At 32.5% G+C, this 26,939-nt stretch carries 19 protein-coding genes; 9 read left to right on the top strand and 10 right to left on the bottom strand.

Annotated elements, in window-relative coordinates; genetic code table 11:
• Window positions 1-60 precede the first annotated feature (60 nt).
• From J3S90_RS07255 to lgt, 5 genes are all read left to right on the top strand, one after another.
• A complete protein-coding gene (locus tag J3S90_RS07255; RefSeq protein ID WP_210645639.1) occupies window positions 61-1,266 on the top strand; it encodes a pyridoxal phosphate-dependent aminotransferase in 1,206 nt (401 codons plus the stop codon).
• Window positions 1,267-1,534: 268 nt separating this feature from the next.
• Window positions 1,535-2,206 (top strand): GTP cyclohydrolase I FolE, encoded by a 672-nt coding sequence (gene folE / locus J3S90_RS07250; protein ID WP_188050146.1) that lies wholly within the window; start codon window positions 1,535-1,537, stop codon window positions 2,204-2,206.
• Between the two features lie 125 nt (window positions 2,207-2,331).
• Entirely contained in the window at window positions 2,332-3,810 is a 1,479-nt protein-coding gene (gene cysS / locus J3S90_RS07245; RefSeq protein WP_210645638.1) for a cysteine--tRNA ligase, read from the top strand.
• Window positions 3,811-3,861: 51 nt separating this feature from the next.
• Window positions 3,862-4,110 carry a membrane protein insertion efficiency factor YidD gene (gene yidD, locus J3S90_RS07240; RefSeq protein WP_188050144.1) on the top strand — a complete coding sequence of 83 codons (249 nt, stop codon included), beginning with the start codon at window positions 3,862-3,864 and terminating at the stop codon, window positions 4,108-4,110.
• Between the two features lie 68 nt (window positions 4,111-4,178).
• Window positions 4,179-5,132, top strand: a complete 954-nt coding sequence (gene lgt / locus J3S90_RS07235) for a prolipoprotein diacylglyceryl transferase (protein WP_210645637.1) — start codon at window positions 4,179-4,181, stop codon at window positions 5,130-5,132.
• Window positions 5,133-5,604: 472 nt separating this feature from the next.
• On the opposite strand, the gene secDF is transcribed toward lgt, so the two are convergent.
• The 3 genes from secDF to gyrB all read right to left on the bottom strand — a co-directional run bounded on the left by secDF (window position 5,605) and on the right by gyrB (window position 11,770).
• Window positions 5,605-8,577 carry a protein translocase subunit SecDF gene (gene secDF, locus J3S90_RS07230; RefSeq protein WP_188050142.1) on the bottom strand — a complete coding sequence of 991 codons (2,973 nt, stop codon included), beginning with the start codon at window positions 8,575-8,577 and terminating at the stop codon, window positions 5,605-5,607.
• 226 nt (window positions 8,578-8,803) lie between these two features.
• Window positions 8,804-9,739, bottom strand: a complete 936-nt coding sequence (mdh, locus tag J3S90_RS07225) for a malate dehydrogenase (RefSeq protein ID WP_210645636.1) — start codon at window positions 9,737-9,739, stop codon at window positions 8,804-8,806.
• Window positions 9,740-9,826: 87 nt separating this feature from the next.
• Entirely contained in the window at window positions 9,827-11,770 is a 1,944-nt protein-coding gene (gene gyrB, locus J3S90_RS07220) for a DNA topoisomerase (ATP-hydrolyzing) subunit B (protein ID WP_188050140.1), read from the bottom strand.
• A 200-nt stretch (window positions 11,771-11,970) separates the two neighbouring features.
• On the opposite strand from gyrB, the gene J3S90_RS07215 reads away from it, so the two are divergent.
• Window positions 11,971-12,429, top strand: a complete 459-nt coding sequence (locus J3S90_RS07215) for an RNA methyltransferase (protein WP_210645635.1) — start codon at window positions 11,971-11,973, stop codon at window positions 12,427-12,429.
• Window positions 12,430-12,512: 83 nt separating this feature from the next.
• Here the strand turns inward: J3S90_RS07215 and asnB (J3S90_RS07210) are convergent, their stop codons facing one another.
• The 4 genes from asnB (J3S90_RS07210) to J3S90_RS07195 all read right to left on the bottom strand — a co-directional run bounded on the left by asnB (J3S90_RS07210) (window position 12,513) and on the right by J3S90_RS07195 (window position 18,400).
• Window positions 12,513-14,114, bottom strand: coding sequence for an asparagine synthase B (gene asnB, locus J3S90_RS07210; protein WP_210645634.1), 1,602 nt, complete (start codon window positions 14,112-14,114; stop codon window positions 12,513-12,515).
• Window positions 14,115-14,423: 309 nt separating this feature from the next.
• Complete coding sequence (gene asnB, locus J3S90_RS07205) at window positions 14,424-16,100, bottom strand: asparagine synthase B (protein ID WP_210645633.1); 1,677 nt, start codon at window positions 16,098-16,100, stop codon at window positions 14,424-14,426.
• Window positions 16,101-16,289: 189 nt separating this feature from the next.
• Complete coding sequence (locus J3S90_RS07200; protein WP_210645632.1) at window positions 16,290-17,915, bottom strand: amidohydrolase; 1,626 nt, start codon at window positions 17,913-17,915, stop codon at window positions 16,290-16,292.
• A 35-nt stretch (window positions 17,916-17,950) separates the two neighbouring features.
• Window positions 17,951-18,400 (bottom strand): hypothetical protein, encoded by a 450-nt coding sequence (locus tag J3S90_RS07195; protein WP_188050136.1) that lies wholly within the window; start codon window positions 18,398-18,400, stop codon window positions 17,951-17,953.
• Window positions 18,401-18,591: 191 nt separating this feature from the next.
• Between J3S90_RS07195 and J3S90_RS07190 the strand changes: the two genes are divergently transcribed.
• Window positions 18,592-19,137, top strand: a complete 546-nt coding sequence (locus tag J3S90_RS07190) for a DUF2911 domain-containing protein (protein WP_210645631.1) — start codon at window positions 18,592-18,594, stop codon at window positions 19,135-19,137.
• A gap of 75 nt (window positions 19,138-19,212) precedes the next feature.
• Here J3S90_RS07190 and J3S90_RS07185 read toward each other — a convergent pair whose 3' ends face one another.
• The 3 genes from J3S90_RS07185 to J3S90_RS07175 form a co-directional block, all read right to left on the bottom strand.
• On the bottom strand, window positions 19,213-21,021 hold the full coding sequence (locus J3S90_RS07185) for a TonB-dependent receptor (RefSeq protein ID WP_236023908.1): 1,809 nt from the start codon (window positions 21,019-21,021) through the stop codon (window positions 19,213-19,215).
• A gap of 43 nt (window positions 21,022-21,064) precedes the next feature.
• The gene (locus J3S90_RS07180; RefSeq protein ID WP_210645630.1) at window positions 21,065-21,922 is read right to left on the bottom strand and encodes a PhzF family phenazine biosynthesis protein; all 858 of its coding nucleotides are present in this window, start codon (window positions 21,920-21,922) and stop codon (window positions 21,065-21,067) included.
• A 71-nt stretch (window positions 21,923-21,993) separates the two neighbouring features.
• Window positions 21,994-25,008, bottom strand: a complete 3,015-nt coding sequence (locus J3S90_RS07175; protein WP_210645629.1) for a tetratricopeptide repeat protein — start codon at window positions 25,006-25,008, stop codon at window positions 21,994-21,996.
• Between the two features lie 247 nt (window positions 25,009-25,255).
• On the opposite strand from J3S90_RS07175, the gene J3S90_RS07170 reads away from it, so the two are divergent.
• On the top strand, window positions 25,256-25,942 hold the full coding sequence (locus J3S90_RS07170) for a cell division ATP-binding protein FtsE (RefSeq protein ID WP_188050132.1): 687 nt from the start codon (window positions 25,256-25,258) through the stop codon (window positions 25,940-25,942).
• Complete coding sequence (locus J3S90_RS07165) at window positions 25,942-26,859, top strand: glycosyltransferase family 2 protein (protein WP_210645628.1); 918 nt, start codon at window positions 25,942-25,944, stop codon at window positions 26,857-26,859. The genes J3S90_RS07170 and J3S90_RS07165 overlap by 1 nt, the downstream gene beginning before the upstream one ends.
• The last annotated feature ends 80 nt before the right edge of the window (window positions 26,860-26,939 follow it).

Raw genomic sequence — 26,939 nt, 5'->3', positions numbered from 1 at the left:
TTTTTATTTGCAATAAATTCCGAAAAAAAATCGCAAATTTGCAATTCAATAATCAAGACTATGCCAAAAATATCTAACAAAGGCAAATTAATGCCAGAATCGCCAATACGTAAATTAGTTCCGTATTCAGAAATAGCTAAGAAAAAAGGGAATAAAGTATATCATCTAAACATTGGACAACCGGATATCAAAACTCCTGAAGTTGCCATGGCAGCTGTCAAGAACATAGATTTAACGATTCTTGAATACAGTCATTCTGCTGGTAATGAAAGTTACAGAAAGAAATTAGCTGCTTATTACACCAATCAAGGTATTCCTGTAAATACAGAAGATATTATTGTTACAACAGGTGGATCAGAAGCATTAATGTTTGCAATGGGAAGCACAATGGATCAAGGGGATGAAATTATTATTCCTGAACCATTTTATGCTAATTACAATGGTTTTTCTACTGCGTCAGGAATTAATGTAATCCCTGTAATCTCAACAATTGATACTGGATTTGCATTACCAGCAGTTGCAGATTTTGAAAAACTGATTACACCTAAAACTAAAGCTATTCTTATTTGTAATCCTGGAAATCCAACCGGATATTTATATTCTAAAGAAGAAATTATGCAATTGGCAGCATTAGTCAAAAAGCATGATTTATTTTTAATTTCTGACGAAGTTTATCGTGAGTTCACTTACGATGGTGATATTCATTATTCAGTGATGAATGTTCCAGGACTTGAAGAACATGCAATTATGATAGATTCGGTATCAAAAAGATACAGCATGTGTGGCGCTAGAATAGGATGTATAGTTTCTAAAAATAAGGAATTAATGGCTACGGCAATGAAATTTGCACAAGCAAGATTAAGTCCACCTACAATTGAGCAAATTGCAAGTGAAGCAGCTTTAGAAACGCCACAAGCTTATTTTGATGAAGTAATTTCAGAATACAGAGAACGAAGAGATACTTTAGTTGAAGAACTAAATAAAATTGAAGGTGTTATTGTAAGCAAACCAAAAGGAGCTTTTTATTGCATTGCACAATTACCAATTGACAATGCAGATGCTTTTGCACAATGGCTTCTAGAAAGCTATGATTTGAATGGCGAGACTGTAATGGTTGCTCCAGCTGCTGGCTTTTACTCTACTCCTGGAATGGGATTAAATCAAGTTCGAATTGCTTATGTTTTAAAGAAAGACGATTTAATTAGTGCCGTAAGAATATTAAAAGCAGCGATTCCTGTTTATAATGCATTACAAACTAAAGCATAATAGATTAAAAATTCTCAATTCCTACTAATTAGAAAGGAGAATAAATTATTACAAAGGCAATAATCGCAAGGTTATTGCCTTTATTTTTAATTCAAAAATAAAACTAGCACAAGAATATTTTTGTTTGATTTGTTGTTTATTTCATTCTGCATTTTAATAAAACAAAAATAGGTTTGCCATTAAATAATTCAACCTATAGAAATTCTTTAATTTTTATTATTTACCTTTACGCTTTAAATAAATTTACCCAATATAATAGTTCCTTTTAATGATAAATAAAGAAGAATTTCAAGACGAAATAGGAGATAATCACATTAGTTTATCCGCAAAAAACCCAGTGAGAGATGATGCTTTTGCCATTTCAGATGATGAGAAAATTGAAAAAATAAAAAAAGACGTTGAGAGTATTTTGCTTACACTAGGAATGGACTTGACAGACGATAGTTTAAAAGGCACGCCCAATCGTGTTGCCAAGATGTTTGTAAAAGAAATTTTTGGAGGTTTGAATCCGGAAAGAAAACCAAAAGCATCTACTTTTGACAACAACTACAAATACGGCGAAATGCTTGTAGAGAAAAATATCATTGTATATTCTACTTGCGAGCACCATTTATTACCTATAATAGGAAGAGCACATGTGGCTTACATTTCTAATGGAAGTGTAATTGGTTTATCAAAAATGAACCGAATTGTAGAATATTACTCTAAAAGACCTCAGGTTCAAGAGCGTTTGACGATGCAAATTGTACAAGAGTTACAACAAGCATTAGGAACCGAAGATGTTGCTTGTGTGATTGATGCCAAACACCTTTGCGTAAACTCAAGAGGAATCAGCGATATCGAAAGTAGTACTGTAACATCAGAATTTGGTGGAAAATTTAAAGACAGCGTTACTCGAAGAGAGTTTTTAGATTATATTAAACTAGAGACTAAGTTCTAAATTACTTTATTCGTCATTAAACAATAAACCCTAGCCCTGATTGTAGTGGAAATCCTTTTTTTTTTTTCTTAAAAATAAAAAGATTGTAACGCAAAGCAGGAATTAGCTCCTAAAAAACAAACTAAATGCCTTTATACGAAACGCAAACACTCAAAATATACAATTCTCTTTCGGGAGAAAAAGAAGTATTTAAACCAATTCATGAAGGAAATGTGGGAATGTATGTTTGTGGACCTACCGTTTACAGCAATGTTCACCTAGGAAACGTTCGAACTTTTATGTCTTTTGATGTGATCTTTAGGTATTTACTACACTTGGACTATAAAACTCGTTATGTGCGTAACATTACTGATGTTGGTCATATTGTAGATGATGTGGATGAAGGTGAGGATAAAATTGCTAAAAAAGCACGTTTAGAGCAACTAGAACCCATGGAAGTTGTACAGCGTTATACGGTAGATTTTCATGATATCTTAAATGCTTTTAACTTTTTGCCACCCAGTATTGAGCCAACAGCAACTGGACACATAATTGAACAAATTGAAATTATCAAAAAAATTATTGATAATGGAATTGGATATGAAGCGAACGGATCGGTATATTTTGATGTGGTAAAATTCAACAAAACCAATCATTACGGACGCTTAAGTGGTCGTAATATTGAGGATATGTTGGCAAACACCCGCGATCTTGATGGTCAAAGTGACAAGAGAAATCCACAGGATTTTGCACTTTGGAAAAAAGCAGAACCACAACACATCATGCGTTGGCCTTCGCCTTGGAGCGATGGTTTTCCGGGTTGGCATTTGGAATGTACTGCTATGAGCACTAAATATTTAGGCAATCATTTTGACATTCATGGTGGCGGAATGGATTTGAAATTCCCTCATCATGAATGTGAAATTGCTCAAAATGAAGCTTGTACTGGGCAAACTCCGGTAAATTATTGGATGCATGCCAATATGCTTACCTTAAATGGTAAAAAAATGGCTAAATCTACTGGTAACAATATTTTACCAAGGGAAATATTGACTGGAGATAATACTATTTTAAGCAAAGCTTTTTCAGCTTCAGTAGCACGTTTTTTTATGTTGCAAGCTCATTATAGAAGCATTCTTGATTTCTCTGACGATGCAATTGTTGCTGCAGAAAAAGGGTACAAACGTTTGATGGAAGCAATTAGTTTGCTAAAAGAAATAAACGCAAATACAAAAAGTACTATTGATATAGCAGCATGGAAACAGTCTTGTTATGATGCCATGAATGACGATTTTAACTCGCCAATCTTAATTGCACAATTATTTGAAGGTGTAAAATATATCAACTTATTAAACGATGGCAAAGAAAGTTTAAATCTAGCCGATTTAGAGCTATTTTCTAAAGCAATGAATGCGTTTGTATTTGATGTATTAGGACTGGAAGATGAAAAAGTATCCGATAGCAATAACGACAAATTAGAAGGAACAGTAAATATCCTAATCGAAATGAGAAAACAAGCAAGAGACAATAAGAATTTTGCTTTGTCTGATCAAATTAGAGATCAATTGATAGCGTTAGGAATTCAATTGAAAGATGGTAAAGAAGGAACTACTTTTAGTGTTTAAAACTTCTTTTATAAGATTAAATCTAAAATACTAAAGGCAATTATCTGATATATGATTTCAAAAATTCTTATTTTTCCTTTTGTATTGTTAGTTCGGTTTTACCAAACAGCTATTTCTCCTTTTACTCCGGCTTCTTGTAGATTTGAACCTACTTGCTCCAGTTATATGATACAAGCGTTACAAAAACATGGTTTGTTATATGGTGGATTTCTAGGCTTAAAAAGGATTGTAAGTTGCAATCCATGGGGAAGAACCGGTTACGATCCCGTTCCAGAAAAGAAGTGCAAGCACGAACATTAACCTTTTATTGGTACGAACTTTTCTTTTATTTTTTATTTTTACACCAGATTAAAAAAAAACAACCTTACATGACACATGCTTTGAATATCGTTTGGAATCCTTCAGAAGGAATAGATTTAGGCTTTTTTATGATTCGTTATTACAGTTTAATGTTTGTAATTGCTTTTGGATTAGGCTGGTACATCATGAAAAACATCTTTGAACGTGAAGGTGAATCGATAGAAAAACTAGATTCGTTATTTATCTGGACCGTTTTAGCTACCTTAATAGGAGCTCGATTAGGTCACGTTTTTTTTTACGATTGGGAATATTATCGCAATCATTTAGTAGAAATTCTTTTACCGATTAGAGAAAATCCAAATGAATCTTTATTTAATATTATTCAAGGTTGGGAATTTACTGGATTTCAAGGACTAGCAAGTCATGGCGCAGCTATTTCGATCATAATTGCAATGTATTTTTACAGTAAAAACGTTCTAAAAAAACCACAATTGTGGATTTTAGATCGTGTTGTTTTAGCAGTTGCTAGTGGAGCAATTTTTGTGCGTTTAGGTAATTTTTTTAATTCAGAAATTATAGGTCACGTTACCAAATCACCTTTTGGAATAAAGTTCATTAGAGATCATTTTAGTCCCATGGATGCAGTCAATGCTACGCAAATACCCAATCCAACTGCGGCTTATGCTGCAATAGCAAATGATCCTAAGTTTTCTGCTTTGCTTGATCAAGTTCCTGCAAAACATCCAACTCAACTTTATGAAGGTTTTTGTTATATCTTCGTTTTTGCCATATTATTTTTCTTGTATTGGAAGACAGAAAAAAGAAAATATACAGGATATATTTTTGGAATGTTTTTAGTATTGTTGTTTACCGTTCGCGTAATAGTTGAATCCGTAAAAGAAAGTCAAGGCGGTTTTGAGAGTGCTTTGGGCTTATTATCAACTGGCCAATGGTTAAGTATACCTTTTATACTTGTAGGACTGTATTTTATCTTTACAGCACAGAAGGAAGTCACTAATTAAACATATATTCACAATATAAAAAAGCGTTATCTGGAAACAGATAGCGTTTTTTTTATGATTGAAATCTTTCTGATCAACATTAAACTTTAGCATCAATTTAGTTTACTTATACTCACATAAATCTTAACGTTCTTAATTGTGGTTTACAACAATTAAATAATAGAATACTGATAGTAATAATCTAGTCAAGAAAGAAATTTCGTGATACTGAACAGCATTAAATAGACACAATTGTAGCATAGCAAAACAGTAAACATTATGCAACGCACATCTTCGTAAATAATCCTATAATTATTCATCAATCTATTTTTAACTAACAATACCTCTTAAAAGAAAAGTATTCTATTTAAGATCAGCATTATTATTTCGTTAAGAGAAACATTAAAATGAATAATTTGTATCTATTTAAGCCAAAAAAAAAGAGATTCAACTTTCGTTGAATCTCTTTTTTAAAATCTATGTAAAAAACTAATTAAGCTTCTTTATGTGTAATTTCAACCTTTTCTTTATCTTCTTTAGAGATCGTATCAACAAGGATTGGAGTTGCAATAAATAATGAAGAATAAGTTCCTACTATAATACCGATCAACATAGCAAATATAAATCCTCTAATTGATTCTCCTCCAAAAACAAACATGATTAATAATACAACAATCATAGTCAACGATGTATTGATTGTTCTTGACATCGTTGTATTAATAGATTGATTAACTATTTCAGCAAATGTACCTTTAGTTTTACCAGCTAAATATTCACGAACCCTATCAAATACAATAACAGTATCATTCATAGAATATCCAATTACCGTAAGAATAGCAGCGATAAAATGCTGGTCAATCTCCATACCAAAAGGCATAAATTTGTAGCATAACGAATAGATTCCAAGTACAAAGATAACATCATGCGCAACAGCAGCAATAGCACCTAAACTATATTGCCATTTTCTATAACTAATCATTAAGTATAAAAATACAATTGCCATTGCTCCAAGAACAGCCCAATAAGCATTTGTTTTGATATCTTCTGCAACAGTAGGACCAACTTTAGAAGCTTGTAAAATACCTACTTTTTTTCCATCATAAGCGTTAACGAATTTATCATAAGTTAATCCAGCAGAATAATGTTGTTTTAGATTTTCAAACAATAATTTATTTACCTCTTCGTCAGCTTGAATACCTGGCTCTTGAACTTTGTATTTTGTTGTAATTTTTAATTGATTATCACTACCAAAAACTTTTACTTCGGCACTACCATCAAAAACTTTTTCTAGTTCTGCTTTTACCGTTTCTGTTTCAATTGGTTTCTCAAAACGGATTTGGAATGTTCTTCCTCCTACAAAGTCTGTTCCTTCATCAAGACCATTAATTGCTAATGAAGTAAAACTGATGATAACAATACAAATTGAGATTAAGTACGTCCATTTTTTCATTCCTAAGAAGTTGAAATGGAAGTTTGTGAAAATATTTTTTGAGAATTTAGTAACAAATGTCAGATCATTCTTTCTGTTAATATTCCAATCAATAAAGATACGTGCGATAAAAATAGAAGTAAATAACGATGTTATAATACCAATTAATAATGTAGTAGCAAAACCTTTAATTGGTCCAGAACCAAAAATAAATAAAACAGCTCCAGTTAAAATGTGTGTAACATTCGCATCAGTAATAGATGACATTGCACCTCTCCAGCTGTAAGATGTCTTAATCGCTTCCTCGAGTGTTCTACCAGCTCTTAATTCTTCTTTTGCTCTTTCATAGATAATAATATTCGCATCTACTGCAGTACCCATTGTCAATACAATACCAGCAATACCAGGCAAAGTTAATACAGCTCCAATACTTGCAAGAATACCAAATAAGAAAAGTAAGTTAACCGCTAATGCAATATTTGCAAACCAACCTGCTTTACCATAATAAATCATCATCCAAAGTGATACAATAAACAAACCTAAAATAGCTGAGTTTGTACCATTATCAATTGCCTCTTGTCCTAAGGATGGCCCTACCACTTCTGACTGAACAATATCAGCAGCAGCTGGTAATTTACCTGCTCTTAAAACATTCGCTAAATCTTTAGTTTGTGTAACATCAAAAGCTCCAGAGATTTCAGATCTTCCACCTGATATAGGTCCGCTAGAAACTCCAGGTGCAGAATAAACTACATCATCAAGTACAATAGCAATATTACTTTTTTGAGTGTAAGCTCTTCCTGTTAATTCTTCCCAAGATTTAGCACCTTGACCGTCCATTTGCATAGAAACAGCTGGTTTACCTAATTGATCAAAAGTATCTTTAGCATCCGTAACAACACCACCACTCATTGCAGGAATATTATCTCTATTTCCTCTTAAAGCGTATAATTCTACAGCATCTACTGCTTTTCCTTTTTCATCTTTAATCGTAGATGTTATACCCCAAACAAATTTAGCATAACGTTGATCTCCAGCTAATAAAATTCTAATATCAGCTCTTTTAAAGTAACCATTGATAACAGCAGTATCTTTTGGTGAGAAAAGACCTAAAACTGGACCACCACCTTGAGCGATAATTTTGTCTAGTAAAGGATTATTTCCTTTTTTAGCAACTGCTGTGTCTTTTGCATCAGCTAATAAAGCGCTTAATGAATCCTTAACAACAGGTTTTACTTCAGTAGTTTTGATTTCAGTTTTTTTCAATGACTCATTAGCAGCCATTATAAAATTACCAATTTCTTCTATTTTATACGTTTCCCAAAACTCTAATTGAGCAGTACTTTGTAATAATTTTTTAATTCTGTCTACATCTTTTGCTCCAGGCAATTCAACTAAAATTTGTCCTGAATTTCCTAATTTTTGAATATTAGGTTGTGTAACACCAAATTTATCAATACGTTTTCTTAAAACTCCAAAAGCGCTTTCTACAGACTCGTCTACTTTTCTAGAAATAATTTTCTTTACTTGCGCATCTGTCATTTGAAAATCTACTCCACCTTCACCTTGTAAACTTCTGTTTGCAAAAATATCAGGAGAGGCTAGTTTTACAGTTCCATTTGAATTGGCATCAAAAGCATCAAAGAATGCATCTAAATAGGTTTGGTTCCCTTTTTTATTTGCAGTTGCATCAGCTAAAGACTTATTGAAAACTGGGTTTTTAGAATTATTTGATAATCCTTTTAAAATATCTTTAACTGATATTTGAAGAATAACGTTAATTCCTCCTTCTAAGTCAAGACCTTTATTGATTTGTTTGTCACTAACTTCATTGAAAGTGAAATTGGTAAAACCAAGATTAAATACTTTCTCCTTACCAATAGAGTCTAAATATTTAACTTCTTTCTCAGAATCACCATTAGCAAAAGATTTTGCATCGTTTTTTACTTTACTTGCCACAAAAGTGAAAGAAAGTTGGTAAATACTTACCAATGCAAATAGAATTGCGAAAAATTTAATAAGTCCTTTATTCTGCATTATTACTAAAAATTAATTATTTTTTATTTATTTATTTTTGCTTTAAACCCTATATAGCAACAACTTAGATTACTTTCTTAAATTAAAAAACTATCTAAAATGTTGCTTCATTTTTTTTAAACCGAGCAAATATATAATTAACGACAAGATTAACCAATTTATTTATTAATTAATCTCAAGAAAAAAGACTGCAAAGTTGCAGTCTTGTATTTCTTTTATGTAATTTTTATACCAAAATCGATTTTAAAGCGTCATTCATTTGTCTAACAGCATCTGCACTTTTAGCAAATAAAGTTTTCTCAGCATCATTAAGTTCAATAGAAAGAATTTCATCTACACCATTTTTACCAATAATACAAGGTACTCCGATACAAATATCATTTTGACCATATTCTCCTTCTACAAAAACAGAACAAGCGATCATTTTCTTTTGATCATTTAAAATACTATCTACTAAAAAAGCAACTGATGCTCCAGGCGCATACCAAGCAGATGTTCCTAAAAGACCAGTAAGAGTTGCTCCACCAACCATTGTATCGGCTGCCACTTTTTGCAATTGTTCTTCCGAAAGAAATTGTGAAACTGGAATTCCATTATACGAAGCCAAACGTGTTAAAGGAATCATAGTTGTATCACCATGCCCACCAATAACCATTGCTGAAATATCATTTGCTGGTTTGTCTAAAGCCAAAGATAAATAAGTTCTAAAACGAGAACTATCCAAAGCACCACCCATACCTATAATTCTATTTTTTGGCAATCCTGTAGATTTTAGCGCCAAGTATGTCATTGTATCCATAGGATTAGAAACAACTACAATAATAGTATCTGGAGAATGCTTTAATACATTTTCTGCTACCGTTTTTACAATTCCTGCATTGATCCCTATTAATTCCTCACGAGTCATTCCTGGTTTTCTAGGAATTCCAGAAGTAATTACCACTACATCACTCCCTGCTGTTTTAGAATAATCATTTGTAACTCCAGTTACTTTGGTATTAAAACCTGTATTTGTAGCACACTGCATAATATCAAGTGCTTTACCCTCAGCAAAACCTTCTTTTATATCTAACAATACTACTTCGCTAGCAATTCCTCTATAAGAAATCACATCTGCACATGTCGCCCCTACATTTCCTGCTCCTACAATGGTAACTTTCATTTTTTAAGTTTTTTGGTTGTTTGTTACTCTAGTTAATATTATATAAAACCTACTTTATTCTAAAATAAAGTAGGTCTATCTCATTTGCTATGCGTCGATTTTTGCGTAAACTGCATTTTTTTCAATAAAATCTCTTCTTGGCGGTACCTCATCTCCCATCAACATTGAAAAAACTCTATCTGCTTCTGCCAAACTATCAATAGTTACTTGACGCAATGTTCTAAAATTAGGGTCCATTGTAGTTTCCCACAATTGCTCTGCATTCATTTCTCCAAGACCTTTATAACGTTGAATTCCTGCGCTTCCGCCCATTCTTTCATTCGCTTGATCACGTTGAACATCATTCCAAGCGTATTCTTTTTTATTTCCTTTTTTAACTAAGTACAAAGGAGGTGCTGCAATATATATGTGTCCTTGCTCTATTAACTCTTTCATAAATCTAAAGAAGAATGTCAAAATCAAAGTAGAGATGTGACTTCCATCGACATCGGCATCACACATAATAATTACTTTGTGGTAACGTAATTTTGAAATATTCAAAGCTTTACTATCTTCTTCAGTACCAACAGTCACACCAAGTGCAGTAAATATATTACGAATCTCTTCGTTTTCAAATACCTTATGATGCATTGCTTTTTCGACGTTCAAAATCTTACCACGCAGTGGTAAAATAGCTTGAAAAGCACGATCACGACCTTGCTTTGCTGTTCCTCCTGCCGAATCTCCCTCGACAAGATATACTTCACATTTTGCTGGATCTTGTTCTGAACAATCAGATAATTTTCCTGGTAATCCACCGCCACCCATTACGGTTTTACGTTGTACCATTTCACGTGCTTTTTTAGCAGCGTGTCTTGCTTGAGCCGCAAGAATAACTTTTTGAACGATGATACGAGCATCATTTGGATTTTCTTCCAAATAGTTTTCAATCATTTCCGAAACTGCTTGTGAAACCGGAGAAACTACTTCTCTGTTTCCAAGTTTTGTTTTAGTTTGTCCCTCAAATTGTGGCTCTTGAACTTTTACCGAAATAATTGCAGTTAATCCTTCACGGAAATCATCTCCTGAAATATCAAACTTCAACTTATCTAACATTCCAGAGGCATCTGCATATTTCTTTAAAGATCTTGTAAGACCCGTTCTAAAACCTTGCAAGTGCGTTCCTCCTTCATGCGTATTGATATTATTTACATAAGAAAAAATATTCTCTGTATAGCTCGTGTTGTAAATCAGTGCCACCTCAACAGGAATCTCTCCTTTTTCATGATCCATAGAAATAACATGCGCAATTATTGGCTCACGATTTCCATCTAAATAACGAATATATTCTTTAAGACCTTCGTCAGAATGAAAAACTTCTGAAACAAAATTACCGTCTTTATCTTTTTCTCTTTTATCTGTAAAAGTAATTGTAATCCCTTTGTTCAGGAAAGATAATTCACGCATACGAGCAGATAAGGTATCATAAGAATACTCTATTGTCTGTGTAAATATACTTGGATCTGGATAAAAAGTTACAACAGTTCCTCTTTTCGTGGCATCACCAATTTGTTTTACTGGATATAATGCTTTTCCTTTTTCATATTCTTGCTCGTAAACTTTTCCGTCAGCACTATGAACTGTAGCGCGCAAGTGTTTTGACAAAGCATTTACTACAGAAACCCCAACACCGTGAAGTCCTCCAGAAACTTTATATGAATCTTTATCAAATTTTCCACCAGCACCAATTTTAGTCATTACAACCTCCAATGCTGATACACCTTCTTTTTTATGAATTCCAACTGGGATACCACGACCATTATCTTCTACGCTAATAGATCCATCTTCATTTATATCAACAATGATTGTATCACAATGACCACCCATTGCTTCATCGATAGAGTTATCTACTACTTCATAAACTAAATGGTGCAGACCTCGAACACCTACATCTCCAATATACATCGATGGACGCATTCTAACATGCTCCATTCCTTCTAATGCTTGAATACTATCTGCTGAATAACTGTCCTTCTTAATTTCTTCGCTCATATTTTTCCTTCTAAAAAAATGTAATTTTTGTCTAACACGCAAATATATAAAAACGCAAACTAGATAACCGTTAAAATACCTTATTAAGCCTTTAAGTTATTAACATTTTATCAATTTGTTTTCACTAAATACCCGAAATTAAAGCTTTCTAATAAAATTAAAATTTTGACATTACAAATAACTGTTTGTATTTTTGCTACATGAATGATAACTTCACCACTGAATATTTCGGAATAGGCATACAAAACGGTAAAACTCCAGAAAATTTAGGCGTTCTATGGCGATCTGCGCAAAACTTAGGAGCGAGTTATATTTTCACCATCGGAAATAGATATGCAAAGCAGGCTTGTGACACTCATAATGCTGTAAAATCTATGCCCTATTTTCATTATGAAAATTTTGAAGACTTTTACAAAAACCTTCCTAAAGGAGCTCGTTTAGTAGGCGTTGAATTAGACGAAAACGCAGAAGATTTAGAAACTTTTGAACATCCAAGACGCTGTGTTTACTTGCTTGGCGCAGAAGATAATGGACTCACCAAACAAGCGATTGAAAAATGTCATTTTTTAGTAAAATTTAAATCCCAAAAAAGCTTAAATGTATCTGTAGCCGGGAGCATTGTTCTTTATGACAGAGGCATAAACAAACCTAGGTCTTAATAATCGATTGAGATTTAAAATATAAAAAAGCAATAAAAAAATCTTTAAATTAGACACAAGTCTAGATAGAAAACCAGATTGATTTATTTAGCTGTTGTAAGCTCTGATTTTACGTGAGCTGCATTAGCTCTACCACTTGGATCTAGATTTTCTTGCCATTTCGGAATCCACTTTCTCACCGTTTGAGCAGCACTCGTTTGTGGAAAATGTTTATTAAAAATACAACGATACAAATAAGCTTCCTTGGTGGTTGGTGCATTATATAAAAATTCAACTGCCGCTCCTGATAATTGCTCATCTGTAACTTGCGAAGAACAATACGTTATCAACTCATCAATCCAATTGTATCCTACGCCATCCGAAAACTGTTCTTTTTGCCTCCAAAGTACCTCTTGTGGCAAATAGGGATCTTCAGGAGTATCAAATGCTTTTCTTAAAATATATTTTTCTTTATCAGCGTAGGTTTTAGGCATTTTTTCTTCTGCCTTGATACGAATAGCCATATCCAAGAATGCTTTGTCTAAAAAAGGCACTCTTGTTTCTATACCGTGAGCCATAGTCGCTTTATCCGCTCTTAAAAGATCAGCAGTAAATAATTTCTGAACTCTTTCTATTGTTTCTTTTTGAAAATCTATTGCTGTTGGCGCATTTCTAAAATACAAATATCCTCCAAAAATTTCATCGGCTCCTTCACCAGAAAGCACTACTTTTATTCCTAAATCCGCAATCGCTTTTGACAAAAAATACATAGGAACACTAGCGCGAATAGACGTTACGTCATAGGTTTCCAGATGCCAAATTAATTTATCCAAGATTTCTATTCCTTCTTGTACAGAGAAATAAACCTCATGATGTTCTGTACCTAAAAAATCAGCTACTTTTCTGGCTGCCTTTGCATCCGGCGCTTCAGCATCTAATCCTATTGAAAAAGATTGTAATTTTTTTCCCGATTCCGCTAATAATCTCGAAGCAATTGCTGACGTAAGTGATGAGTCTAATCCTCCTGAAAGCAAAACTCCTACCGGAACATCACTCATTAAACGCTTTCGAGTAGCTTCGATGAGAGTTTCTCTAATAAGATTTAAATTTAAATCTTGATCAGCCTGTAAATAATCTTCATAATCCGGTTTGTAATATTTTACGAAACCGGTTTTTGGTGTATAATAATGTCCTGGAGGAAAGGTCGAAAATGTTTTACAGTGATCTGCAATGGGTTTCATTTCAGAAGAAAAATAAATTCGCCCTCTTTCATCTAAACCATAATACAAAGGTTTGACACCCAAAGGATCTCTGCCGGCAATAAAATCATTACCATCAACTACTACAAATGCCCAATCACCATCTAACATGTTGCAGAAATCATATCCAAATTTTTCATATAAATGAACAATTACTTCAGAATCTGACTTAGTTCTAAAAACATGGTCTTTTAAAACACCATCTCTTAATTGCTGGTGATTGTATATTTCGCCATTATGAACCATATATGCTTTTCCAGAACCTTTTATGGGTTGTTTTCCGGATTGCAAATCAATAATAGACAAACGTTCATGACTTAATACGTGTCCGTTTTCTGTAATATAAATATCACTTTCGTCTGGCCCACGATGTGACATTCGTTTGGAAAGTTCTTTAACAAGTTCCCCATCTTTTCCCTTCCCAATAACTACTAAAATTCCACACATAATTAAATCTTTATTAATAACTCCACTTATTTTTATTACACAAATATGCATTATCAACTACAATAAACAAATACAAATACTTATTTTACTTATAATTAACAATTAAAATCATAAATTTAAGTGAAAAATGAAATTAACAATGTTAGATTCTTTTTATCATTTAAACTTAAAACTTTTATCACAAACATTATTTACTAAAACGAAAGAAATATAAATGTAATTATTAAAATATATTGAAGAAATTATTTTAATAAAAAAAACGCTCCCATTAAGGAAAGCGTTTTCTAAATTATATATTTCAAAAGTAAATTATGCTTTTGCATAAGCATCATCATGCACACTGGCAACCGCTCTCCCAGAAGGATCATTCATATTTTTGAAAGCTTCATCCCATTCTAAAGCGATTTTCGTACTACAAGCAACACTTGCTTCCTGAGGCACACATAAAGCAGCAGCATCACTTGGAAAATGTTCTGCAAAAATAGAACGATAGTAATATTCTTCCTTAGAAGTTGGTGTTTGTAATGGGAATTTATATTTCGCATTGGCTAATTGCTCATCAGACACTTCCTTAGATACCACTTCTTTTAAAGTATCTATCCAACTATAGCCAACTCCATCACTAAATTGCTCTTTTTGTCTCCATGCCACACTTGGTGGCAACATATCTTCAAATGCTTTACGAACTACCCATTTTTCCATGGGATGTTCTTTGTTGATCATTTTATCTTGTGGATTGATACGCATCGCTACATCCATAAATTCTTTATCTAAAAACGGAACACGCCCTTCTATTCCCCAAGCTGCTAAACTTTTGTTAGCACGCAAACAGTCATACATGTGCAGTTTTCCTAATTTACGTACGTTTTCTTCGTGAAATTCCCTTGCATTGGGCGCTTTATGAAAATAAAGATAACCTCCAAACAACTCGTCGGCTCCTTCGCCTGAAAGAACCATTTTGATTCCCATTGATTTAATAACTCTTGCCATTAACCACATAGGAGTTGACGCTCTAACAGTAGTCACATCGTAAGTTTCTAAGTTGTAAATTACATCTCGAATGGCATCTAAACCTTCTTGAATTGTAAATTTTATTTCGTGGTGAATGGTGCCAATATGATCAGCAACTATTTGAGCTGCCGCTAAATCAGGCGAGCCATCTAATCCTACAGAAAAAGAGTGCAATTGTGGATACCAAGCATCAGCAACATCACCTGACTCAATACGTTTTTGAGCATATTTTTTGGCTACAGCCGAAGTAATAGAAGAATCTAAACCTCCTGAAAGTAAAACACCGTAAGGCACATCGCTCATCAACTGTCTGTGAACAGCGGCCTCAAGCGCCACTTTAATATCTGAAATATTAGTTTCGTTATCTTTTACGGCATCATAATCAACCCAGTCTCTTTTGTACCATTGTACAAATTCTCCGTCTTTGCTTGACATATAATGTCCCGGAGGAAACAATTCTATTTTAGTACAATAGCCTTCTAACGCCTTCAACTCTGAAGCTACATAAAAAGTTCCGTGTTGGTCCCAACCAATATACAATGGTATAATTCCCATGTGATCACGCGCCACAAAGTATTCATCTTTATCAACATCATAAATAGCAAATCCGAAGATACCATTCATCTCATCTATAAAATGAGGTCCTTTTTCTTTGTAAAGTGCCAAGATAACTTCGCAGTCACTTTCGGTCTGAAAGTTGTATTTCCCTTCAAATTGTTTGCGCAATTCTCTGTGGTTATAAATTTCACCATTGGCAGCTAAAACTAGTTTGCCATCTTGACTTAACAAAGGTTGTTTCCCAGAAGCTGGATCAACAATTGCCAATCGTTCGTGAGATAAAATTGCTTTTTTGTTGCTAAAAACTCCACTCCAGTCTGGTCCGCGATGGCGAATAATTTTAGACATCTCCAACACTTGTGGTCTTAAGGTTTCTGCTTTTTGTTTTAAATCGAAGGCACATACTATTCCGCACATAACTATATATTTTTAAATGTTTTATTTATTTTGATAAGGCAAAGATGCAATTACACTTATAATTACAAAACACAAATACCTATTTCAGTTATAAATTGAAACAAAAAATACTAATTAACGCAGTATATATAATTTACAACCTACGAAAACGCCTCTGCAAATTATAAACTATCATTTTTAACAATTTATCTAGTTTACTTTAGCTCCTTTTAAGTAAGTTGCTTTAGGAAGTATTTTAACAATTTGATCTTCATTTACCTTCATTAAGTCCTGATCGAAAATTACAAAATCAGCCCACTTTCCTACTTCTAAGCTTCCTTTTTCTTTTTCTTCAAAGTTTGAATAAGCAGCCCATATTGTCATCCCTTTCAATGTTTCTTCTCTGCTCAGAGCGTTTTCTATTTGGAATCCTCCTTTAGGATAATTTTTGCTGTCTTTTCTAGCCACAGCCGCATGAAATGTCAGCATAGGATTTACTTGTTCTACAGGGAAGTCAGTTCCTAATGCTATAATTCCTGCTTTTTGTAGTAGCTTTTTATAAGCATAAGCATTTTTCAATCTTTCTTTTCCTAATCTTTCTCCGGCCCAATACATGTCAGAGGTAGCATGAGTAGGTTGTACTGAAGGAATAATACCTAATTTAAAATAATCAAAATCTTGCTCTCTTATAATCTGAGCGTGTTCAATTTTCCAACGGCGGTCTTTTTTTCCTCTCAAAACTTCTTTATAAATTTTCAATAAAACAGTATTGGCAGAATCTCCTATCGCGTGCGAATTCAATTGAAAATCTGATGCTGCAATTTGTTTTGCAATTCCTTTTAACTCTGAAGGAGACGATAACAAAGCACCATATTGTTTAGCCATATCCGAATATTCTTTATGAAGACAAGCGCCACGAGAACCTAAAGCACCATCACCAAAAAGCTTAAAAGAACGCACATCTAAAGAATTGGTTTTGTAAATTCCTTTTTTCAAATACAGATCAATATTTTTTTGATTGGCAGAAATCATGGCATAAACATTAATTTTCAAAACCTTTACTTTTTGTAAACTATCAATCAAGTGAATAACATCAGGGTCTAAACCGGCATCATTCACGGTAGTTAATCCATAATGAAACATGTTTTTTTCAGCATCTACTAAAGCTGCAATTTGAGTTTTACGATTTGGTTTTGGTATTATTTTAAAAACCAAATCCATGGGATTATCGATTAAAATACCAGTTGGTTCTCCATTTTTAATTTCAATTTGACCACCCACTGCTTTCGTATCTTTAGTAATTCCTGCCAATTTTAATACTTTACTATTCACAATTATAGCATGCCCATCAATTCTATTTAATACTACAGGAATATCAGGGAATTCTGCGTCTAACTCTTCTTTTGTAGGAAATTGTTTTTCTACCCAATTGTTTTGGTCCCAGCCATTACCAACAATAAAGTCTGATTTTTTTACTTTTTGAAAAGCCTTTATGCGAGCAATTACTTCTTTCATACTTCGAGTACCTCGCAAATCTACTTCTTGTAAACTTAAACCAAAACCATAAAAATGACAATGGGCATCTATTAGTCCTGGATAAATAAACTTTCCTTTTGCATCAATTGTATTTTTAGATTCATACACGTTTTGAATTTCAGAGTCCGTTCCAATGGCTACAATTTTCCCTTCACTAATTGCCATCGCTGTAGCGGTACTAAACGTTTTATCAACGGTATAAATTGTGGCATGTGTAATTATGGTATCTACAGTTTTTTTTTGGTTTTGATTACAAGAAAAAACTAAAAATAAAGAAAGAAGTAGTGTAATTTGTTTCATTGATTTGATTTTTTTGAGTTTAAAAAATAAGGAACTTATGCTATTTCTTGTATCGTGTATTTTGTATTATTTATTTCAAATTCAAAACCAACCTTATTCCCCATCAGATGTTTTCCTAGCGGAGATTGAGGTGATAGCGCAATAACATTGATTCCGTCAATAGTGATTTTTGGTAAAGCCAAACTAAGATACAAGTAAATTCCGTTGGCTTTGACTAAACTTCCAACAATAATATTTTCAGCAATAGTTAGCGCATCTATTTTATCTAAAACTGATTTTTGAGTGAGTACTTCTCGTAATTTAGAATTAAGTTTTTCTTGTTCAATATGCATCATAGACAAAGCTGTTTCGTGTTTATCTCCAGCAGAACCTTTAGCGTCATTTTTAGAATCTTCCGTTAATGCTGCAATCATGTCTCTAAAAGCATCTATTTTGTCTTGTACCAATTGTACATAATAATTATAAATTTTTTGTTTGAATGTCATACTTTTTACATTAAAATTTTAATACAAATCAAGAACTATCGGATTTTTTTTTTCTCTTCTTAACTCTAAAAAACAAAGTTAGCCTATTATTTGAGAGGTACACAATTTTTCTAAAACCGAGTCTGCTTCATTATGAAACTTGAATAAGAATCTCTAACTTTACAAATAACTATTAACTTATCAAAAAGACTATGAGAAAATCTAGAATTATTGCCACGGCAATCTGCGCACTTATGATGCTTTTATCTAATTCTATAAATGCACAAAAATTTCCAGACTTAGACAAAAGCCCTCTGGATGCTGCTTGGTTCCCTAATGATTACAAAGATGCAAACAAAACTGTACGAGTGCTATACAGCCGACCTCAACTAAAAGGACGTAGTCTTAGCGAACTAGCTCCTAATGGAAAAGTGTGGAGAACGGGAGCTAACGAAGCTGCTGAAATAAACTTTTACACAGATATGTATCTTGGAAAAACTAAAATAAAAGCGGGAGTTTATACTCTTTATACGATTCCAGGTGAAAAAGAATGGACCGTGATTATAAATAAAGACAAAAATGTTTGGGGTGCTTATACCTACAATGCAAAAAATGATGTCGCTCGGTTAAACATTCCTGTAACAATAGCAGATGATTATATTGATGCATTTGCCATGGTTTTTACTAAAACGGATAAAGAGATCGTACTTAATTTAGGATGGGACAAAATGAGAGTCGCTATTCCTTTTACAAAATAAAGACTACTCTAAAACAAAACAGGCTACCCAAAAGGTAGCCTGTTTTGTTTTTATGCTGTTTAAAAAATAATTACTCTAAAAATCAAATTTATAATTAGCACCCAAAACCAATTGAAAACCTTGTACAGGATAATTTTGCCATTTTTGGTAACCACTATTTGTAATGTTATTTGCTCTAATAAATCCTGTTAATCGATCACTATAATTGTACCCTAAATTAGCATTTAAATCAAAGTAAGATTTTAAAGTTACAATACCTTCCTTATACATTGGTTGAAAATCTATTACTGTAAAATCTTTTCTCTCTCCAACATAAAAAACATTTACACCAGCGAACCATTTTTTAGTAATATTAAAATCAAGATTTGAATTTACTTTTACTGTTGGCAAATTCCAAGCTTCATTTTGTGAAGCATTTTTAAAACTGCTAAAACTTCCGTTGACACCAAAGGTCACATTATCTGAAAAATCAGCTTTCAATTCGCCATAAAAACGCAAAGTTCTCATGTCATCATAAACTACCTGAAAGGAGTTTCCATATTCATAATTCTCATTACTTGGGTTTTCATCATGAATATTACTTTTAAACAACGCTTTATTTCTCTCGTTTGTATAAGAACCTCTAACATTGTAACTAACATTATTAGATAATTTACCTTTTAACCCTGCAAAAATATCATATTGCTGGTCTGTAGGGGCAACAAATAATGTTGGTGATAAAAACGGATTTACACCCACAAAATCTTGATATGAATTTTGTTTTAAATCACCTTCAGCCCCAGCGTAAAAAATCATTAAATCTCCCACGACTTTATAGGAAGCATTGAACTTTGGATATACTAAAAACTTATTATTACTATTTTGATTATCTAGGCTGTAAAAAATAGCAGCACCAATGGTAAGTGTCCAGTCTTGTTCTAGCATTACAAAACTTGGAGAAACTCCAAAATTAGTAAAACCATATTTTAAAGGCTGTACATTATTGAGGTAGTTTTTTTCAAAACTTCCACCAACATAATCCACAATAAAATCTGTCTTAACAGCACTATCCATTACATCAAAAGCTACCGTTGGCTTAATAAAAAATCTATTCTCGGAAGAATTAAACATATCTGTAAAATGATTGTACTTCAAGCTTACTTTATTTACAATACCGTCACTAAACGCAACATTACCACCTAATGAAATAGTAGTGTAAGCTTGTTTTGGATCAATACTGTTTATCAGACTTCTTCTATCATCCAACGAAAGTGTATTAGCAAAATTAACTGGCAGTCCGTACCAATTATATATTTGGTTTTGCATTCCTAAATCTAAATTCCAAGATATATCTTTTTGATTCGAACCGTACATTAAATCGAGTGAAGTATCGTAAAATCGATCGTCTAATCGAGCTTCTTTAATGCCTCCTTGCGAAGAGTGATGTCTAAACATACCACCAACATAATCCGTATTACTCAGATCGTGGTTCACGAATAATTCTCCTATTAAAGTTCCGTAATTACCCAAACCTAAAGTAGCGTAATTCTTGAATAAATGTGCTTGTTTTTCTTTTTCAACACCTTCTGCTTTTCCTTTTGATGGAGTAAATGTTGAAGCAACAGGAAAAGAAAAAATAGTATATTTTACCACTTCTTTCTTAGTATTCCCCTCATCATCTAACTCTCCCACTTCCTTCACTTTAGAAGCATCTGAAATTTTTGGAGTATAAGGTTTTACGACATTTACAGTTTCATTTCCAATCTGTTCTTTCTTTTGAGCAAATGAAAATTGAGAAATCAATAAAAATAAAATCCCTAATCCAACTCTACTTGAAATACAAGGTGCTAAAAATGTTAATGTATTATTTGGTACCATTTTAATTTTTAAATCTTTAAATGTCATCTTTTATTTTTTTTTATTTTAAGTATAATTTTTATACTTTATTTTAAACTTCCCATTCTCCCTTGGCAACAAATTTTGTTTTGCCGCCAATATTTATATCATACTGATTATCTGCTAAACTCCCCTTGAAATGAATCTGTGAAGGTCTATTAATAAAATCACCTTGATAATTGATGGTATTAATTTCTGATTGATGATACTTTAAAAGAAAAGCTTGCAAACAAGAGCTAGCACTTCCTGTGGCAGCATCCTCAATAAGTCTATTGTTCTCTACACACAGCATTCTGCTACTAATTTTATTATCTTCTACACAAAAAAAGTAAAATGCTCGGTGATCCGTTTGACAATTTTCACGCAACCATTTATCCATTTTGTCCTGATTAAGAACTAGATTTTTTAATGCTTGTATATTTCTAACTGGAACAAGTACAAATGCACTTCCTGTTGTTACTTCTTGAATAGGAAATTCTGTATCTAAATCAGCTGAACTTAAATTAGTAAATGACAGAAAATCCTTTGCTGAAAATGTTGCTAGAAACTCGGGCTGTGCTGCTTGCAACCAAACTAAATCTTCTTCTTGTCGAACAGAAATGGGCCCAACAGGAACCAAAACAGTAATATCTTGACCGCAGTTATCTATTATCTTATTCATCAGTAACCACGAAGTACCAATTATGGGATGACCAGCAAATTGCATTTCATGTTGTGGCGTAAAAATTCTAATCGTTGCTATTTCATCTTTTATAGCAGTAATAAAAGTACTCTCTGCAAAATTTGTTTCACGTGCAATCTGCAACATCTGAGCGTCAGTTAAACTCTCCGCATCTAAGAAAACGGCCAATTGATTTCCTTTATATTTTTCTTCTGCAAAAACATCTACTATGTAAAAAGGTATTGTCATTAGAGGATTATTTTGACTTTAATTAGGTTGAAACAAATACTAAATTTTAAACATCATCAATAGATTAGAAATTACTTTCCTACTGACGAATTCGTTTTAGATTCTTCTGTTTTAATAAAATCTAATGTTGTTTTAGCATCAGCAACCACATCAGAATAATCAGTAAAGTTTTTAATCACATTCTCTAATATATAAGTTGCCTGAAAACTATCTTTTAATCCGTAGAAATTTTTCGCCATTAAAACCAAGCCTTTTGCACCAAAATATTTATAACTAGAATAATTTTTAGCTAATTTTTGAACTGCTGTATTAGAGGCATCATAATTTCCTTCTTTATTTTTAAAATAAGCATCATAATACAAAGCCTCTGCCGCTAGTTCTCCTTTGGCAATAGTCATTAATTTAGCATAAGCTACTTTTGCTTTTGCTTCATCACCACTTTCTATAGCAGCTCTTGCAACAATAATTTGGGCATCACTTTTTACTTTATCATCGGTTTTAGGATTCGTCAAAACTTTTTCAGCATATAAGACTGATTTTGGATAATCCTTCATCGCATAATACGATTTCATCAAATTTGATTGTGCATACGTGACATTCTGCGCTACATCTCCTTCACTTTCTAAACGCAATAAAACAGGAATGGCTTTGTCTGTTTGTTTATTTTTTAGAAAAACTTGAGCTAATCGGGATAACGATTGTTCTGTAAATTCGGTAGTCGATTGCGCTATTACATATTCATAATAAGGAATTGCTTTACTTTCAGAACCTTCACCAAAATAAGATTGAGCTAGAAAATAATTCGCTTTTAAAGCATGAATTCCTTTAGGAAACTGATTGATATAACTGGTAAAGCCAGTAATTGCTTGTTTGACATTATTTTGCTGAAATTGTTTTTCAGCAGCTTCATAAGTATCATTATCGAGTTCAACATCTGTTACTGCAACAAAATCTAAAGTTCGAACCCAATTGGCATATTCGTCTACTCTACCGCTGTCTACATAAATCAAACGGGCTGTAGCAACAGCTTCTAAAGCTTCTGGTGTACGCGGAAAATTTGCAGCAACATTCTTGAATTTCAATAATGCTTGCTCATATTTATCAGTATTGTAATAAACTAATCCTTGACGCAAAACTGCTCTTGATGTAAAAGATCCTTTTTTAAATTCGACATTTAATCTTTCATAGGTTTTTATTGCCAAATCGTTTTTATTTTCAGCAACATAGGTATTAGCCAATTCAAAAAGTGCATCATCTTTGTACTCTGATTTTGGATATAATTGAATAAAGGAATTCAACTCCTCAATTTTTTTATCCATTTTTGACATAAATCCATAAGAAATAGCTTTTTGAAAATAAGCATAATCAGCATCAATACTTTTTGATTCTATTACCTTATTGTAAGCATCCACAGCTTGACTGTATTTTGAAGTTACAAAACGACAATCTGCCAAACGCAAATAAGAATCACTCAAACGAACTTTATCAGATGAGGATTTTTCGATCTGAGTTTGAAAATAATTTCCCGCCTGATCGTACTCTTTTAGTTTAAAATAAGTGTAAGCAATATTGTAATTGTAATTTTTAAATTCTGGTGTTTTTGATGCTTGAGTTGATCCAGCAAACTGTTTGTAACTTAGTAAAGCTTCTTTAAAATCATTCAGAACATATTCCGTTTCTCCTTTCCAAAAAAGAGCTCTAGTTGTAAAAACAGGATCTTTTTGCTCTGTTGTAGCCTTAACAAACATCTTTAAAGCATCATTATAGTCACCATCATTATATAATTCTAATCCTCTGTAAAACAATACTTTTTGATAAGCTAATTTATTTTCTGCTGCTTTATTTTTTTCTAATAAAACGAGTGCTTCTTTATAATTTTTTGATGAAATATAAGAGTCAATTACTAATTTCTCCACCTCTGAACGATTGGCATTATTGGGATATTTAGTTAAAAAAGCTTGTAAGATTGAAGGCACACTTTGATACGAATTACCCAATTCATAACTCAGCTTTGCATAATTTAAAGCAGCGTCTTCTTGAATTGCTAAATCATAATCCATTTCGGATGCATTTTTAAAAGCATTTAATGCTTGTGGCTTTTTATCCGTATTTAAATAGCTTTCGGCTAAATGATAATAGGCATTTTGCGCAACAAAATCTTTTCCTCCAATGATTTTATTGAATTGAGAAATAGCATTTTCATACTCTTTTTGTTGGTAATAAGCATATCCTAACTGGTAATAATCGGTATTGTTCCATTTTCCTTTTTTACCTTTATAGGCTACTAAATAAGGAATAGAAGCATCATATTTTTTAAGATTAAAATAACTTTCCCCAATGATTTTATTTAATTCAGATTTTTCCATGGCGTTTGAGTTTGCCATCGCTTTTTGACCTAAATCTATTGCTTTCTGAAAATTACCCAATTTAAAATTCATATCTGCCTGATAATACGAAAGTTTCTCCTTGTATTTCTCCTCGCCCGAAACTTCATCAAAATACTTGGTTGCTTGCTTGTAATCGTCTCCTTCATAAGCCATAAAACCTAAGTAATATTTGGCTTGAGATCCATATTCCTTAGAGTTTACTACTTTATTAAAATAGGTAGTTGCCTCTTTTTTCTTTTTGGCGTTGAAGAAGCTATATCCTTTTTGAAAATTAAACTGATCTCGGTCACTAGAACTCAAACTGCTCTCATCTACTTTATCAAACCACTGTAGGGCTTGAGGATAATTACCTTGGCTAAAATGATAATGCGCTACCTCTATATAGGCTTGATTTTGCTTAACACTTGTTGGATAATCCGATACAAATCGCTCCATCAATTCATCAGCGTTAGACTGATTGGTACGAATGGCGCAATTTGCAGCATAATAGGCACAATCTGATTTTAATTCTTCGGTAGTTGCGGTTTCTTTTACTTTATCAAAAATTAATTGAGCCGAAGCATATTGTTGATCTTTGAACAAATAAACTGCTTTGTTAAAATCTTTTAATTCATGGGTATAAATAGTTGATTTTTGTGCCGAAACAGCAACGGTTATAATAAAACAAGAAAAGAAGTACAACCAGGAAAATTTACGCATTGTGATTTTATTTTAATAATTCAAATATATTATATTCCACACTCTATAACGAATCAAAATTAACTTTTATTATGATACCAAATTTTACAGATGGCTTTTTTGCGTTTTTAAGCATAGCATTCTTAGTATCAAATATCCTGCCTAACAAATAATACTTTTAATTTTTTAAATTCTATAGAATACAATAGAATTTATTTTGAATAGAACCGTTATCTTATTACTTTTACCCCATAAACAAAAGCAAATTATGTCACAATCCGTACTGTCTTTAAAAAATGTAACTATTTATCAAGAAGAAAAAACTGTTTTAACAGAAGTTAATCTGGAGGTAAATCATGGAGAATTCCTTTACATCATAGGAAAAACAGGTTCTGGAAAAAGTAGCTTAATGAAAACTTTGTACGCTGATTTAACTTTGACTGAAGGAGAAGGATCGATTGTCGGTTTTGATTTAGCCACCTTAAAAGAAAATGACATTCCTTTTTTAAGAAGAAAGATAGGCATTGTTTTTCAAGATTTTAAATTATTACCAGATCGCAATATTGATGACAACATGCTTTTTGTCCTAAAAGCAACAGGTTGGACAGATATTGAAGACATGCAAAATAAAATTGAAGAAGTTTTAAATAAAGTAGGAATGAGAGATTTTGGCAGAAAAATGCCACATCAACTTTCAGGAGGAGAACAACAGCGTGTTGCTATTGCTCGTGCACTACTAAATGATCCCGAACTAATTCTTGCTGATGAACCTACAGGAAATCTTGACCCACAGACAAGTGTAGAAGTTTTAGAGGTTTTAAAGAAAATTAATGCCAATGGAAAAACCATTATTATGGCAACTCATGATTATGCTTTATTAATGAAATTTCCTTTCAAAACATTGAAATGTGAAGACTCTAAGATTTTTGAAGTGATACAGCAGAGAACAGCATAATGCTCTCCATTCTTATTCCGATATACAATTACAACGTTTATCCTTTAGTTCAGGAATTACATAAACAATGTTTGGAATGTGGAATAATTTTTGAAATTCTGTGTCAGGATGATGCCTCAAATTCACCACTAAATCAGATCAACGAAGCGGTAAATTCCTTAACCAATAGTTCTTTTGTTGCTTTAAAAAAAAACATTGCCCATCGTGAAAATAGAAATTCATTGGCTGCAAAAGCAAAATATGATTACTTGTTATTTATCGATGGCGACTCTATAATTATTTCCCCAAATTACATTCAAATTTACATTTCTAATCTATGTAATTTTGAAGTTATCTATGGCGGAAGGATACATCCTAAAAAATGTCCAAGTGAAAATCAGAAATTACGATGGAAATACGGGCGTTTTACTGAAGATAAAATAGCTATCAATAGATCAAAAAAGCCTTATCAGTCCATACTCTTTAACAATACGATTATTAAAAAATCATGTTTCGACAAAGTGAAATTTGATTCTGATTTAAAAAAATACGGTCACGATGATACCCAACTTTCCTATCAACTAAGTTTACTAAAAATAAGCGTCTTGCACATAGATAACCCAATTAAACATGGCGCAATTGATACCAATTTGGAATATATTATTAAAACGAAAGAATCGCTAGAAAATTTACTTTTACTATACGATGATCAAAAAATAGATCGTGATTTTGTGCGATTAATAAAGCTGTATGTTTTTATAGAAAAAACTAAAGTAAAATTTATAATTACTAAAACATACTCCGTTTTCAGCAAATTCATTTTAAAGAATCTTATTGGAGAAAATCCTAATTTACTTGTATTTAATATTTTCCGAATAGGCTATTTGTGTTCCATTTCAAGCAAAAAACAAGGTATTATTGGTGGTAGAAACGAATAATTTAATATTAATTCTTTTCTTGATTATAAAATATTCAACTTGATTAATTTACAAAAAAATCTCAATCAAAAGTCACTATA

Source organism: Flavobacterium flabelliforme (assembly GCF_017948675.1).
In the GTDB taxonomy this organism is placed as follows: Bacteria; Bacteroidota; Bacteroidia; order Flavobacteriales; family Flavobacteriaceae; genus Flavobacterium; species Flavobacterium pygoscelis.
The sequence above is the reverse complement of the archived record's forward strand: the minus strand, read 5'-3'. Positions and strand labels throughout refer to the sequence as shown.